At 70.6% G+C, this 13393-nt stretch carries 12 protein-coding genes; 6 read left to right on the forward strand and 6 right to left on the reverse strand.

The window, feature by feature from the left end; translation table 11 throughout:
• Positions 1-2 precede the first annotated feature (2 nt).
• Together ACFZAT_RS12040 and ACFZAT_RS12045 are read right to left on the reverse strand one after the other, a co-directional pair.
• A complete protein-coding gene (locus tag ACFZAT_RS12040; protein WP_391263324.1) occupies positions 3-536 on the reverse strand; it encodes a putative immunity protein in 534 nt (177 codons plus the stop codon).
• Between the two features lie 83 nt (positions 537-619).
• Complete coding sequence (locus tag ACFZAT_RS12045; RefSeq protein ID WP_391263326.1) at positions 620-1378, reverse strand: MerR family transcriptional regulator; 759 nt, start codon at positions 1376-1378, stop codon at positions 620-622.
• A 121-nt stretch (positions 1379-1499) separates the two neighbouring features.
• On the opposite strand from ACFZAT_RS12045, the gene ACFZAT_RS12050 reads away from it, so the two are divergent.
• Positions 1500-2270: an MBL fold metallo-hydrolase gene (locus tag ACFZAT_RS12050; protein ID WP_391263328.1), complete on the forward strand. Its 771-nt coding sequence runs from the start codon at positions 1500-1502 to the stop codon at positions 2268-2270.
• A 212-nt stretch (positions 2271-2482) separates the two neighbouring features.
• On the opposite strand, the gene ACFZAT_RS12055 is transcribed toward ACFZAT_RS12050, so the two are convergent.
• Positions 2483-3136: a hypothetical protein gene (locus tag ACFZAT_RS12055; protein ID WP_391263330.1), complete on the reverse strand. Its 654-nt coding sequence runs from the start codon at positions 3134-3136 to the stop codon at positions 2483-2485.
• 77 nt (positions 3137-3213) lie between these two features.
• Entirely contained in the window at positions 3214-3711 is a 498-nt protein-coding gene (locus ACFZAT_RS12060; protein WP_391263332.1) for an ATP-binding protein, read from the reverse strand.
• A gap of 122 nt (positions 3712-3833) precedes the next feature.
• On the opposite strand from ACFZAT_RS12060, the gene ACFZAT_RS12065 reads away from it, so the two are divergent.
• The gene (locus ACFZAT_RS12065; protein ID WP_391263334.1) at positions 3834-4688 is read left to right on the forward strand and encodes a Scr1 family TA system antitoxin-like transcriptional regulator; all 855 of its coding nucleotides are present in this window, start codon (positions 3834-3836) and stop codon (positions 4686-4688) included.
• A complete protein-coding gene (locus tag ACFZAT_RS12070) occupies positions 4685-4873 on the forward strand; it encodes a DUF397 domain-containing protein (RefSeq protein WP_391263336.1) in 189 nt (62 codons plus the stop codon). The genes ACFZAT_RS12065 and ACFZAT_RS12070 overlap by 4 nt, the downstream gene beginning before the upstream one ends.
• A 249-nt stretch (positions 4874-5122) precedes the next feature.
• Here ACFZAT_RS12070 and ACFZAT_RS12075 read toward each other — a convergent pair whose 3' ends face one another.
• Together ACFZAT_RS12075 and ACFZAT_RS12080 are read right to left on the reverse strand one after the other, a co-directional pair.
• Complete coding sequence (locus ACFZAT_RS12075) at positions 5123-6514, reverse strand: ricin-type beta-trefoil lectin domain protein (protein WP_391263338.1); 1392 nt, start codon at positions 6512-6514, stop codon at positions 5123-5125.
• Positions 6515-6530: 16 nt separating this feature from the next.
• Positions 6531-8669, reverse strand: coding sequence for an RICIN domain-containing protein (locus ACFZAT_RS12080; RefSeq protein WP_391263578.1), 2139 nt, complete (start codon positions 8667-8669; stop codon positions 6531-6533).
• Between the two features lie 397 nt (positions 8670-9066).
• Here ACFZAT_RS12080 and ACFZAT_RS12085 point away from each other — a divergent pair, with 397 nt between their 5' ends.
• From ACFZAT_RS12085 to ACFZAT_RS12095, 3 genes are all read left to right on the forward strand, one after another.
• Positions 9067-10302, forward strand: coding sequence for a ThuA domain-containing protein (locus ACFZAT_RS12085; RefSeq protein ID WP_391263340.1), 1236 nt, complete (start codon positions 9067-9069; stop codon positions 10300-10302).
• A 143-nt stretch (positions 10303-10445) separates the two neighbouring features.
• Entirely contained in the window at positions 10446-12605 is a 2160-nt protein-coding gene (locus ACFZAT_RS12090) for a choice-of-anchor A family protein (protein WP_391263343.1), read from the forward strand.
• 81 nt (positions 12606-12686) lie between these two features.
• Positions 12687-13376, forward strand: coding sequence for a L,D-transpeptidase family protein (locus ACFZAT_RS12095; RefSeq protein ID WP_391263344.1), 690 nt, complete (start codon positions 12687-12689; stop codon positions 13374-13376).
• The last annotated feature ends 17 nt before the right edge of the window (positions 13377-13393 follow it).

Raw genomic sequence — 13393 nt, forward strand, 5'->3', positions numbered from 1 at the left:
CGTCACCCACCGAACCCGCGGAGGACGGCATCCAGCGCGGTCATGAGCTGCGCGGATCGGCTCCTGCCGGTGGGCGCGGGCGGATACCGGCGGAGGACGTCGATCAGGGCGGGGGCGGCTCGGTCGCGGGCGCATTCAAGTGCCCGGTCCGCCGCCCCGGGGGCCTCGATCTCCGCGATGCGGGCCGCGTTGGCCGCCGCGCGCAGGATGTGGGCGACCTGGTGGGCCTTCGCGATCGGGTGCAGGTAGGCGGCGGAAGCGGCGTCGCCGGCTGCCTGGGCGGCGAGGCGGGCGGCCTCCGTGGCCGCGTCCTTCGCGGCGCGGTGGGCGTCCATCGAGGTGACGCGCTGGAGCCGGGTCCTGGGCGCGCCGCCGATGAACTCCCGGGCGGCCTCGATGGCGGCCCGGGGCCGGTCATCGCCGGGGTGTGCGGCCTCGAACACCGGCAGAACCCCCTCCGCCGCCTCGGTGGCGTACCGCGCGACGACGCGCAGCTCACTCATGGACAGCTCGAAATCCCCGCTCACACCGGTCATTCGAGCGATCGTCGCACATGCCCCAGGTGTGGGCTTACGGCTCCGAGGGGCCGCCCCGTCCGCCGGGGCGGCCCCGTCCGTGCTCAGGTGAGGTGTCCGGCGGTGTACGCCTCGATGGCATCGCGCTGGAACGCGGCGAGGCCGGGGGCGACGGCCTCGTAGGCCGCGCGCCATTCGGGGTTGTCCACGACGGAGCGGCCCATGGCCAGGTGCTCGTCGGCGGTGACGGGGCGCAGGGCGGAGAGCAGCTGGTAGTGGGCGTCGATCTCGGCCTGGACGGGGGCGGAGTCGGCCGCGTGGCCGGCGGCCCGGAGTTCGGCGAGGCGGATCATCCTGGCCGTACGGTCGCGCTGCCCGGCCTCGATCTCCTCGGGGCTCATTCCGTCGACATGCTCGGCGACCCGCTCGGCGTGGGCGGGGAAGTCGCGCAGGCTCTCCTGGTACTGGTCCGGCTGTACGCCCTCGAAAAGGTTCTCCGGTCGGTTGATGGTCATGGGTGCGTCGTCCTTCCTGGACTGTTCGAGTTCGGCGATCGTGCGCGAGACGGTGGCGGCCAGCGTGTCGAGCCGGTCCCGTTCGGTCAGGAGCCGCCGGTGGTGGCCGCGCAGGGCCTCCACCGCGTCGACCTGCTCGGCCAGGACGCGCCCGATGTCCCCCAGCCCGAGCCCCAGCTCCCGCAGGACGAGGATCTGCTGAAGCCGCAGGAGCTGGCGCTCGCCGTAGTACCGGAGCCCGCCCGCCCCTGTCCGGGCGGGCGGCAACAGCCCGATCGCGTCGTAATGCCGCAGCGTCCGGGCGGTCACCCCGGACATCCGCACCACTTCGGCGGTCGGCCACTCCATCCCCTGTCACCCCGCGCTCTCGCCGTACCGGGCCGGTGTCTCCGGCCCTGTCCCATGAACGTAGAAGCTGCCGTTGCGTCAGCCGCAAGGCGCTCATATCACTGTGCTCTAGGATTCCGGGATGAGTGACGAGCCTCTTCGCCTCACGGTCCTGGGCTGCGCGACGCCCTATCCGAGCGTGGACAATCCCTGCTCCGGCTATCTGGTATCGAGCGGGAACACTCGCATCTGGGTGGACGCGGGCAGCGGGACGCTCGGCCCACTCCAGCGGCATGTACGGCTGGATGAGCTCGATGCGATCTGGATCTCGCATCTGCACGCCGATCACAGCGCGGACCTGCTCACGGCGTACTACGGAGCCCTGTACGCGGACATCCGCCTCGCAGCGCCCATCCCTCTCTACGGTCCGCCCGGAATCGCCGACCGGCTGGCCGGCTTCCTCACCAACACTCCGGCCCGCAGCCCGATCGAATCCGCCTTCGCCGTCAACGAGTTGCACGACGGGCATCAGGCAGCCATCGGCTCGCTCCGGCTGACCAGCCGGGCGGTGTCGCACGGCATGCCGGCCTTCGCCGTGCGCATCGAGGCGGCGGGCAGATCGCTGGTGTACTCCGGGGACACGGCACCGTGCCCCAGCCTCACGGAACTGGCCGAGGGATGCGACGCGCTGCTGTGCGAAGCCGAGAGTGCACAGGCACCGGTGGAGGGCGAACAGGTGCACCACACACCCGAGGACACCGGCGAGACGGCGAGCGCGGCCAGGGCGGGCCGCCTGATCGTCACGCACGTCGGCCGCTTCCTCACGCCGCAGCAAGCGGTGGCGCGCGCCTCGGCACGGTTCAGCGGTCCCGTCGATTACGCCGCACCCGGCGCCACCTTCCCGATCGGCTGAGCGCGGTGGAAATGGGTGTGCGGACTAGGGGGACGCCCCCTAGGGGCTCTCGCACGGGCGGTGAACCGCACCATCGTTCGTGAGGGCGAAGCCCAGCAGGGGGATCTCGTCCGGTCTGTGCCGGTGGCGGGTCGTAGCGCCCAGCTTTCCGGGCTCCGTCGCAGGCTTGCGCTGTAGTTCCGCCGCCGTCTTCGCGGCGGGCCTGGGCGTCGTCATGCCCCAGGCCAATGCGATCTCGGCAGGCCGTCGTTGCCCATGTGGGTGCGCCGCCACAGCCCCGTCCAGTTGTACGGGGTCTGCGGGACGACCGGGTGCCGCTGCCCGCACGGGCAGGGCGCCAGCACCCATGAGCACCCGGGGCACAGCTCCACCCAGCCGTGCCCGGACGAGTGGGAAACCGGTGGTCGCTCGTCCCCGCAGGCGGGGCAGCCGGGCAGGTCGGCGCCGTCCAGCAGCGCGTTCTGGCGCCGGACGTACTCGGGCAGCCGCAGCGGCGGATGGCGAAACGGGTCCTCGTACCAGCCGCGGTTCGGGCTCTCCGACCAGCTCCGCAGCCACCACGGTCGCGGGCTCGCCACGGCCCGGCGCCCCGCCCGCTTCTCCGCCCGGCGCTGCGCGGCGTACTCCTCCGTCCGCGCGAGCCACAGCACCCGCGCCTCGTGCAGTTCCTCCACCGCCCGCACGAGGGCGTCCAGGTCCGCCTCCAGCCGCCGGGGGATCGCGGCGCTGAGGGTGAGGTGGTGGTACGTCGCCCGGAAGCCGTACGGAGCGAAGACGGTGAGGCAGGTGCGCAGTGCGTTGTGGCGGCGGTGGACCGGGAGACCGGCATCGTGCACGTGCGCTCGGTGGGTCAGGAAGCTGGTCATCGTGTGCCCACCAGGCCCCGGGCGACCTCGCCGTTCACGTACGCCGACTGTGTCGTCTTCGCTCCCATGCCCCCACGCTAATCCGCGCCGCCGACCGTCAGGTCGTACTCCGCCCACACCGTCTTCCCCGGTGCCTGCGTCCTCGGGTACCAGCCCCAGCGTGTGGCCAGGCCCTCGACCAACAGCAGGCCGCGGCCGTCGTCCGCGAGGCCCGCCGCCGGGAGCTTGCCCGGGCGGGGCGGGACGCGTTCGCCCCGGGTGTCGGTCACTTCGATCCGCGCGGTCGGACCGGGGCGCTCAACGACGCGCAGCAGCAGGTGGAAGTCCCTGCCCTCTACGTGGCCGTGGCGCACCGCGTTCGCCGTCAGTTCCGCAGCGATCAGGACAACCGCTTCGTGCGTCTCCGTCCCGTACGGCAGACCCCAGGCGTCCAGCCGGACCGCCGACAGGCGGCGAGCCAGCCTGGCGCCCCGGGGCGTGGAAGTGAACCGCATGTCGAAACTCGGGGTGCCCAAGTGGGGGAAGTTGAGGATGCGTTGCATGGGGCGGCGGGGGCTGTCGATGTTGCTCGTCATGACCACGAGACTCCTCGCCGTGGCGTAGCGTGACCAGTGGTGACGCACCGACGCGATCTCCTTGTACGCGCGCTGTCGGCACCGGTACGCGGACACGGCGCGATCGAGCGAGGCAGGGTGCGATGACGGCTGAGCGGGTGGACCCCGGAGAGATGGAAGGCCCTTACGCGCCGGACAAGGCGGGTCAGGGAGTTATCTTCGCGTTCGGGCAGAGCCTGAAGACCTTACGGCTGCGGGCCGGCATCGAGCGGGAGGAACTGGGCCGTCGGCTGGGCTACTCCGCGTCGACCATCGCCTCATTCGAGCAAGGGCGCCGGATTCCTCCGCCGCGAGCGATCGACCGTGCGGACCTGGAAGTGGATGCGGGCGGCCTGCTGGTCCTGTGGAAGGAGCAGGTCGAGAAGGCGCAGTACCCGGTGTTCTTCCAGGGGATGGCGCAGCTGGAGAAGCAGGCGATCGAGCTGCTGTGCTACGACACGCTCGCCGTCAACGGCCTTCTTCAGACTGAGGGGTACATGCGCGCAGTGCTCGCCATGCGGCGCCCCGCTCTGGACACGGAGGTCATTGAACAGCGCGTCACGGCCCGACTGACCCGCCAGGCGATCTTCGATCGCCGTCCGGCGCCCCTGCTGAGCTTCGTCATGTGCGAGTCGGTCCTGCGTCGCAGATTCGGCGGCGACGACGTGCTGCGAGGCCAGTTGGAACACCTCCTCCTCATCGGGCAGCGGAGCAACGTGGAGTTGCAGGTCATGCCGCTCAGCTCGGAGGAGAACTCGGGTGTGGACGGACCGTTCACCGTCGTCACTCGCGAGGACGGCAAGAAGTTCCTGTACGTCGAAGCCCAGGGCACGAGCTCTCTGGAGACCGACCCGAGGCAGACGGTTCTGGCCGCAGCACGCTATGGGATCATCCGTTCACAGGCTCTCAGCCCGCGAGAGTCGCTGGCGTTCATCGAGAAGTTGCTGGGAGAACTATGAACAACACCGAACCCCTCGCATGGTTCAAGAGCAGCTACAGCGGAGCCGAGGGCGGCCAGTGCATCGAGGTCGCAGCCAGCGCCGGAGCCGTGCACGTGCGTGACTCCAAGGACGTCGCCGGGCCCGTCCTCCACCTGTCGCACGACGCCTGGGCCGGGTTCGTCGGACTCGCCACGGCGGAGTAGTACAGGCCGCGTCTGTACGCATCAGAGCCCCGCCGGACCGCAATGGACCGGCGGGGCTCTCGCCTGTGGGGACCAGGCCTGGGACGCTCCGATGAAGCGATCTGTCGGCGGCGCGCATCGCGGCCGCGCACCGCATCTCCGTACGGCATCCGTACGCCGTGCTGTCCCCGGGGATGTCGCCCCGGGCCTGGCGCGATCGGCATCACCGCTGCGGGTGAGTCCGGTCGCGCCGGACCGGGGCGTCGGGTGTTACGCCAGCGTCCAGGACTGGTTGGCCGTGCCGCCGCACGTCCAGATCTGGAGCTGGTTGCCGTCCGTGGTGCTCCAGTCCGTGACGTCCAGGCACTTGCCCGAACCGGAGTTCACCAGGCTGCCGTTGGCACCGGTCGTCCATGACTGGGCTGCGGAGCCGTTGCAGTCGTAGAGCTGGACCTTCGTGCCGTTGGCGGTGCCCGCCGCCGTGACGTCCAGGCACTTGCCGAGGGCGCGGAAGGTGTTGCCGTTGCGGGTCCACTGCTGGGCCGACGTGCCGTTGCAGGTGTAGAGGTCGACCTTGGTGCCGTTGGCGCTGCCGGCTCCCGCGACGTCGACGCACTTGCCGCCGTAGCCCTTGATGGCGGTCGTGCCGGCCGGTGGGTCGACGGGGCCGCCGCCGCCCGTGATGGCCTTGAAGGTGTTGGTGAACTGCCAGGTGCTCTGCGGGGTGCCGCTCTGGCCCTGGTTGTCGCGGCCGAGGGACCAGAAGGTGAGTTCCTGGATGCCCTTGCTCGCGGCGAAGGCTTCGAGTTCCTGGGCGTCCTGGACGGTGAAGACCTCGGCGGCGGTGTCGTTGATCCCGATCATCGGGCAGTTGCCCTCCATCGCCCAGAGCTGGGCGGAGGACTTGTCGGTCCAGATCTGGCCGAGCTGGGTGTGCAGCCCGTTCGCGGCGCTGATCGCGGCCTGGCCCATGTCCATGGCGGGGCCGTAGTCCATGGTCATGATGTTGACCAGGTTGACGTTGAGGTTGTGGCTCTTGGCGTTCTTCAGGAGCGCGATGCCGTTGGACTCCAGGCCGCTGGGGCTGACCGGGAGGGTGAAGTCGACGTCCAGCTTCCGGCCCTGGGCCGCGTAGTCCTTCTGGAGGTTGGCCAGCGCCTGGTTGCGGCGGTCGTTGGCGGCGGTGTTGTCGAGGGTGCTGCCCTCGATGTCCAGGTCGATGCGGGTCAGGTTGAACTGGTCGATGACCTTCTTGTACTGGGCCTGCATCGCGGACACCGAGCTGCAGGAGGCGAGTTCGCTGCCGCTCGCGCCGCCGAAGGACGCGATGACGTCGCCGCCGACCGCGCGGAGGCTGTTGATCGCGTTGTTCCAGCCGGAGTCGGTGACCGGGGTGTCACCGTTGATGGTGGCGTTGCAGGTGCCCTGGCTGACGATGAAGGCGAGCGTGTAGTACTTGTTGCCGGTCGCGTTGTACGCGTTCATCAGGCTGGACGGGCTGTTCCACATCTCCGCGTACGGGGCCGCGTAGTGCGCGGGGAAGCCGGGGCCGGGGTTGGCGGCGGCGGAGGCGGGGGCGGCGGCCGTGGCGACCAGGCCGGCGGCGGCCAGGGGCAGCGCGCCGATCAGGGCGGTGAGCCATCTGCTGCGGGATCTGGGCATGGGGGGTCCCTCCGGTTTACGGGTAGGTGGTGAGGTACGCGACGTTGCTGCTGGGCGTGACCGCCGCCCCGGTGCTGTTGATGATGTGGCTGATCGTTCCGGCGCCGCCGAGGACGACGGTCACCATGTCGTGGAACTTCACGCCGGAGGTCTGCGGCACCTCGAAGGAGTGGTCCTCGACCACGGACGGGTTGACGTTGAAGTACGCGTAGCTGCCGAGGCCCCACGCTTCGTGGCTGGTCACGGACGCGCCGACCTTGTACGCCGGGTAGCCGTTGGTGTTCCCGTTCTTCCAGGCGCTCTGGTTGGGCGGGTCGTACGGCAGCTCGTTCTGGAAGAAGTACGTGCGCCCGCCGTTGCCGTTCCAGATGACCTGGGTCTTCTGGTAGTGCTCCACGAACAGCCCGTACGCGGTGACGTTCTGGCCGTTGACGACGAGCCCGGTGTCGGCGGTGTTGGTGTTCCAGCCGACCGTGCCCCCGTTGCCGTGGTCGGCGCGCCAGATCCAGGTGTGGTCGATGATCGTGTTGCTGGTGTTGACGACCAGCGACTGGGTGGCCTTGCCCACGGTCGCGCCGCCGATGCGGAAGAACACGTCGTTGAGCGTGACGGGGTTGGCGGCGTGGTTCGCCGACGAGCCGTCGGGCCCGATCCGCATCAGCGTCTGGGAGTTGGTCGTACCGGCGTCGACCAGGACGCCCGCGATCTTGATGCCGTCGACGTCGGCCGTGGTCAGCGCGGTGATGCCGTTGTCCGGGATGAGCGTGGCGAGGCCCATGCCGAGGACGACGGTGTCGGGGCGGGTGACGTTGAGTGTCTGGTTGAGGTGGTAGACGCCGGGGGTGACGAGGAGGTTCTTGCCGGCGGCCAGGGCGGCGTTCATGTCGGCCGCGCTCGCGCCGGGCTTGGCGATGTAGAAGTCGTCCAGCGGCAGCGAGGAGCCCGCCTGGGTCTTGCCGCTCCAGGTGGTGGCCGAGGCGTTGGTCTGGGCGGCGGGGACGAACACCTTCCAGGCGCCCGCGTCGTCCACGTACAGGAAGGGCTTCTCCCGGTTGACCGGGGCGGAGGCGACCGTGGTGTAGGTCGGGAAGGACTGGGCGGGGGCGCCCTGGTCGCCGACGAAGACCATGTTCCAGTTGGAGCCGGACCAGGAGCCCATCCTGGTGTTCTTGGTCAGGAACTGCTGCTGGCTGCCCGACTGGATCTGCCCGTCGATCTTCGAGTCGGAGATGAAGCCGCCGCTGGACCAGCCGCCGTCGTCCAGCTTGAGGTTCCCGCGCACGTGCATGCGCCGGTACGGTGCCGCCTGCGAGACGGCCCAGCGGTCGCTGCCGCCGTTGGGCGTGACGGAAAGGTTCTCGGCGTCGCGCCAGAAGTTCTGGGTGGCGTTGCCCTGGAACCAGTCGGCCTCCGCGTGGACGGCGCCGTTGATGTTCACCGCGTCCGGGGAGAGTCCGAGGCCGGCGACCTGGGTGTAGAAGCCGACGTTGACATCCGCGCTGTACGTGCCCGGCTTGAACAGGACCGCGTAGCGTTGGGAGCCGAACTGGTTGGACTGCTGCTGGTTGAAGATGCTGTTCAGCCTGGACTGGATGGACGAGGCCGACATCGACGGGTCGAAGATCACCGTGTTCGGGCCGAGGTCCGGGTTGTTCCCCGTGGGCGGGTCCGTGGGGTCGGTCGGGTCCACCGCGCCGGAGAAGCTCCACTTCTGGTTGCCGGTGCCCGCGCAGTCCCAGATCTGGAGGCGGGCGCCGTCCGCGTTGCTGTTGTCCTTGATGTCCAGGCACTTGTTCGCGGCGGTGTTGACCAGGTCACCGGCGGAGGACAGCCGCCACTTCTGGCTGGCGACGCTCCCGTAGCAGGTCCACAGGTGGACGGCGGTGCCGTTGGCCGTGCCGTTGGCGGCCAGGTCCAGGCACTTGCCCTTCGCGGTCAGCGAGCCGTCGCTGTTCAGGGTCCAGCTCTGGTTCTGGCTGCCGGGGTAGCACGTCCACATCTGGGCGGGCGTGCCGTCGGCGGTCGAACCGTCGGTGACGTCGAGGCACTTGCCGTTGCCGGTGTTCGTGAGGGCGCCGGGGGTCGCGGCTCCGGCGGTCCCCGAGCCGAGGGCGACGAGGGCACCGGCTGCGGCCAGCGAGGCGGACAGCGCCATGGCCAGGGGTGCGGTTCGCCGTCTGCGGCGATGGGGTGAACGAGGCATGGGGAGCCTTCCTGTGGTGGGGGTGATGGATCAGGTGCATGACAGGAACTCGGCCGGCGCCTTATTTCAAGCCGTGAAGCTAGAGGCGGCGTCGACCGCCCGTCAACCCCCTTGCATGACCCGGTTATTCACCTTCTGTAGGCACTCTGTCCACGATCACGGGAAACCGCAGGACCCTCATACGCCTTCTGAAGTCGCAGGTCAGCTGCGCTGACATGCAGTGTTCGAGTTGTGCGCGATTTTCTGCCAGGAAAGTTTCCTGACAGATGTCTTGACGGGCTGTCGTGTCCACGCGCAGACTCCGGTCTGCTCGGCCGCTGCGCTCCTCCGCCCACCTCGGGAGTCCCCCATGCGCGTCAGACACGGCACCGCCCTCCTGCTCCGGCTCCTCGCCCTCGCCGCGCTCGTACTCGGCTTGCAGGCGGCTCCGGCCCATTCCGCCCCCGCCGCCGGCACCTTCCGCGTGCTGGCCTTCTACGACGGCACGTACGACGCCGCGCACATCAGCTTCGACCACGAGGCGAACACCTGGTTCGCCCAGCAGGGCGCCGCCCACGGCTTCACGTACACCGCCACGACCGACTGGAGCCGGCTCAACAGCAGTGAGCTGGCCGGCTACCAGGTGGTGATGTTCCTCGACAACTACCCGCACACCGCCTCGCAGCGCTCCGCCTTCCAGTCGTACGTGCAGAACGGCGGCGGGTTCGTCGGCTTCCACGTGTCCGCGTTCAACACGGACACCAGCGACTGGCCCTGGTACCACAACACCTTCCTCGGCACCGGCACGTTCCGGTCCAACACCTGGGGCCCCACGCAGGAGACGCTGCGCGTGGACGACCCGGGGCACCCGGCGACGGCGGGGCTCCCCGCCACCATCACCTCGTCGGTCAGCGAGTGGTACAGCTGGCAGAACGACCTGCGGAAGAACCCCGCGATCGACGTCCTGGCCTCGATGGCGCCCTCGACGTTCCCCATCGGAACCGACCCCAACCAGACCTGGTACAGCGGGGATTACCCGATCGTGTGGTCGAACCGCGACTACCGGATGGTCTACAACAACTTCGGCCACAACGCGATGGACTACGCGACGAACACCGCCCTCTCCTCCACCTTCGCGAGCGACCGGCAGAACCAACTCCTGCTCCAGGAGATCGCCTGGGCCGCCGGGCAGGACGGCGGCCCGGTCACCCCGCCCGAGGGCACCACCGGCCGGATCACCGGCTACGGCGGCAAGTGCGTCGACGTGGCGGGCGCGAGCTCCGCCAACGGCACGGCGGTCCAGCTCTACGACTGCAACGGCTCGGGGGCCCAGCGCTGGACGGCCGGGACCGACGGCACGCTGCGGGCGCTCGGCAAGTGCCTGGACGTCGCCTCGGCCGGGACCGCGAACGGCACGAAGGTCCAGCTCTACGACTGCAACGGCTCCGGGGCGCAGGTCTGGCAGCACCGGAGCACCGGCGAGCTGGTGAATCCCGCGTCCGGGAAGTGCCTGGACGCGACCGGGCCCAGCTCGGCCAACGGCACCCGGCTCCAGCTCTGGACCTGCTACGGCAGCGGCAACCAGCTCTGGACCGGCCCGGCCTGACCGGGGTGGGCGGGGGCGGTCGCGGCGAGGGGGCGGACCCCGCCGCGGCCGCCCCTCCGTCCGGGTGGCTCCGTCCCGCCGCCCGGCGCAACGCCTCGTGTCGCGCGCGCGGAGCGGGGGCCCGGACCGCCCAGGATGCCGGTATGAAACCCATGCCCGAACGCCTCGCCGCGCTGCGCTCCCGCGTCCGCGCCACGGGTGCGGCCTGCGCCGTCCTGGCGACCGTCGTCCCCGTCTTCTCCCTCGGCCTCGGCGCCACCACGGCCGCCGCCGCCCCCCTCCCCGGCGGGCTCGGGCCCTGTGTGCCGGGCGACTGCCCGGACCCGTTCCCGCCGGTCAACAACGGGGACATCGCCGGCCGGGACGACGCGATCAACATCTTCGTGGGCGACGACTTCCTCGTCCGGGGGCGTGCGGCGGAGGCCGAGGGCCGGGTCGTGGTGCTCGACGACTTCGACCAGAACAAGGACGCGGCGGCGGGCGGGCTGTACAACCTCGGGATCGTCGGGGTCGGCTCGCGCGTCGCGCCGCCCGTCGACTCGGACTTCCTGGCCGCCGGCGGGAACGTGACCATCGCGCCGGGGCAGACCCTGGACACGACGGGCGGTCTCGTCGACGAGGTGGGCACCGTGCGCTACGCGGGCACGCTGACCGGGACCGTCACCGGGACGACGGTCCAGGACGACGACGCGACGGCCCCGTACGTGGGCCTGCGCGACGAGCTGACAGCGGCCAGCCAGTGCTACGCGCGCCCGGACGGCACGGCCCGGACGCCCACCGGGACCGCGGTCAACGAGGGCTACCGGACGCTGTTCACCGGCGACGGAACGTCTCAGCTCCAGGTGTTCAACGTCGACTTCGACCTGGTCAACCCGAACTCCCCCAACGGAAGCCAGTCCATCGAGTTCGCGGGCATCCCCGACGACGCGACGATCCTGGTCAACGTGGTCGGCGAGAACCGGGTCATCAACACCACCAGCGGGAGCGACACGCTGGGCCAGTACCGCGAGCGGCTGCTGTGGAACCTGCCCGACGCCACCACGGCGTCCTTCCAGGGGTCCGGGCAGTTCCAGGGCAGCGTCCTGGTGGGCGAGCAGGCGTCCATGACCACGGTGAGCCTGCCCGGGATGAACGGCAGGTTCTTCACCACCGGCTCGCTCACCCACACCAGCGAGAACGCCGGCGTCGAGTTCCACGCCTACCCGTTCGACGGTGACCTCCCGGACTGCGCCGGTCCGCAGCCGGTGACGGGTGCGGTGAGCGTGCTGAAGACCGACGCCGAGACCGGTGACCCGCTGCCGGGGGCCGACTTCGAGCTGTGGCGCGAGACCAACGACGTACCCGGCCTCCAGACCGACGGCGCCGACCCCGACACCCACGTCTCGGACTGCACCACCCCCGCGAACGGCGTCTGCTCCGACACCACGACCGCGGGCACGTACTACTGGCGCGAGACCTCGGCCCCGGACGGCTACGACCTGCCCGACCCCAACGTCTTCGGACCGCTCGTCCTCACCGAGGACAACGCGGACCAGGGCGTCCAGGTCGAGGCCGTCAACAGCCGGACGCCCGTCCCGCCGGTGACCGGCGAGGTCCGCGTACGCAAGACGGACGCCGACACGGGGGCCCCGCTCGCCGGGGCCGACTTCGAGCTGTGGCGCGAGACCAACAACACCCCGGGTCTCCAGACGATCGGCATCAACCCCGACACCCACGTCACCGACTGCACCACCCCGGCAAGCGGCGTCTGCACGGCGACCACCGTCCCGGGCACCTACTACTGGCGCGAGACCCAGGCCCCGGACGGCTACGAGCTGCCCGACCCGAACGTCTTCGGGCCGCTGACCCTCACCGAGGACGACGCGGAGGACGGCGTCCAGGCCGAGGCCGTCAACACCAAGGAGCCGGTGCCGCCGGTGACCGGTTCGCTGACGCTGGACAAGACGGACGCGAAGAACGGGGAGCCGCTGCCCGGGGCCGTCTTCGAGCTGTGGCGCGAGAGCAACGACGTGCCCGGCCTCCAGACGGGCGGGGCGAACCCGGACACCCTCGCGGACGCGGGCTGCTCCACCGACCAGGACGGGCAGTGCACCTTCGACGACCTGCCGCTCGGTGAGTACTACCTCCGCGAGATCGCCGTCCCGGAGGGCTACGTCCTGCCGGCGAACCCCGTCTCGGGTCCGTACGAGGTGACGGAGGAGAACAGCGGGGAGGGCGTCACCGTGGAGCTGGCCAACGACCGCGGTGAACCGTGCAAGGGCAAGGACTGCAAGGACGACACGCACAGGGCCGCTCGCGGCTGACACGGTCACCCGCCCGGCCGCCCACTCGTGGGCGGCCGGGCGGTACGTACGGCCCCCGTTGATCCCGTAGGAGGTCCCGTCTTGTCCCATCCCCACCGTTTCGCCGGTGCCGCCGCCGCGGCCATGGCGCTGCTGTGCACCGCGGTCCCCTCGGCCGCGTCCGCCGGCCGCGACGCCGCGTGCACCGCCCCGGCCGGTCCGTATCAGCGGCAGTTGGAGACCCACCTCGGGCTGCCCGTGGACGGCCGTCAGTCCGACGCCGACTGCCGGGCGATCCGGGCCTTCCAGACCGACCGGGGCCGCCCGCACCCGGACGGGTTCGCCGACCTCGGTACATACCGCGCGATGCTCGTCGTCGAGGCCACCCCGCATCCGAACGCCGCCGGGAACTGCCCCGTCGAGACCGGGCGGGTGACCTGCGTCGACATGGACCGCCAGCTGCTGTGGGTGCAGAAGGGGAAGGACGTCGTGTTCGGACCCGTGCCCATCCGTACGGGCCGCGACGCGGAGGAGACGCGGCCCGGCCGTCACACCATCTACTGGCGCGACCGCGACCACGTCTCCGACATCTACGACGACGCCCCCATGCCGTACTCGCAGTTCTTCGACGGCGGCCAGGCGCTCCACGGGCACCCGGGCGACCTGTACGACGGGGGCGGGTCGGCGGGCTGCGTCAACCTCACGGTGGACGACGCGGCGAAGCTGTGGGATCTGCTCGCGCTCGACGACGTCGTGTACGTGTGGGGCGTGAAGCCCGGGACCGCCGATTAGGGCTTTCCGGTCGCTTC

Origin of the sequence: Streptomyces sp. NPDC008163 (assembly GCF_042956885.1) — a bacterium.
Taxonomy (GTDB): Bacteria; Actinomycetota; Actinomycetes; order Streptomycetales; family Streptomycetaceae; genus Streptomyces; species Streptomyces drozdowiczii_A.

What these genes read in the sequence shown, in the direction of transcription:
- ACFZAT_RS12070 (WP_391263336.1), top strand. Translation starts at nt 4,685, where the DNA reads ATGAACAACACCGAACCCCTCGCATGGTTCAAGAGCAGCTACAGCGGA.
- ACFZAT_RS12090 (WP_391263343.1), top strand. Translation starts at nt 10,446, where the DNA reads ATGAAACCCATGCCCGAACGCCTCGCCGCGCTGCGCTCCCGCGTCCGC.
- ACFZAT_RS12045 (WP_391263326.1), bottom strand. Translation starts at nt 1,378, where the DNA reads ATGGAGTGGCCGACCGCCGAAGTGGTGCGGATGTCCGGGGTGACCGCC.
- ACFZAT_RS12065 (WP_391263334.1), top strand. Translation starts at nt 3,834, where the DNA reads ATGACGGCTGAGCGGGTGGACCCCGGAGAGATGGAAGGCCCTTACGCG.
- ACFZAT_RS12085 (WP_391263340.1), top strand. Translation starts at nt 9,067, where the DNA reads ATGCGCGTCAGACACGGCACCGCCCTCCTGCTCCGGCTCCTCGCCCTC.
- ACFZAT_RS12060 (WP_391263332.1), bottom strand. Translation starts at nt 3,711, where the DNA reads ATGACGAGCAACATCGACAGCCCCCGCCGCCCCATGCAACGCATCCTC.
- ACFZAT_RS12050 (WP_391263328.1), top strand. Translation starts at nt 1,500, where the DNA reads ATGAGTGACGAGCCTCTTCGCCTCACGGTCCTGGGCTGCGCGACGCCC.
- ACFZAT_RS12040 (WP_391263324.1), bottom strand. Translation starts at nt 536, where the DNA reads ATGACCGGTGTGAGCGGGGATTTCGAGCTGTCCATGAGTGAGCTGCGC.
- ACFZAT_RS12080 (WP_391263578.1), bottom strand. Translation starts at nt 8,669, where the DNA reads ATGGCGCTGTCCGCCTCGCTGGCCGCAGCCGGTGCCCTCGTCGCCCTC.
- ACFZAT_RS12055 (WP_391263330.1), bottom strand. Translation starts at nt 3,136, where the DNA reads ATGACCAGCTTCCTGACCCACCGAGCGCACGTGCACGATGCCGGTCTC.
- ACFZAT_RS12075 (WP_391263338.1), bottom strand. Translation starts at nt 6,514, where the DNA reads ATGCCCAGATCCCGCAGCAGATGGCTCACCGCCCTGATCGGCGCGCTG.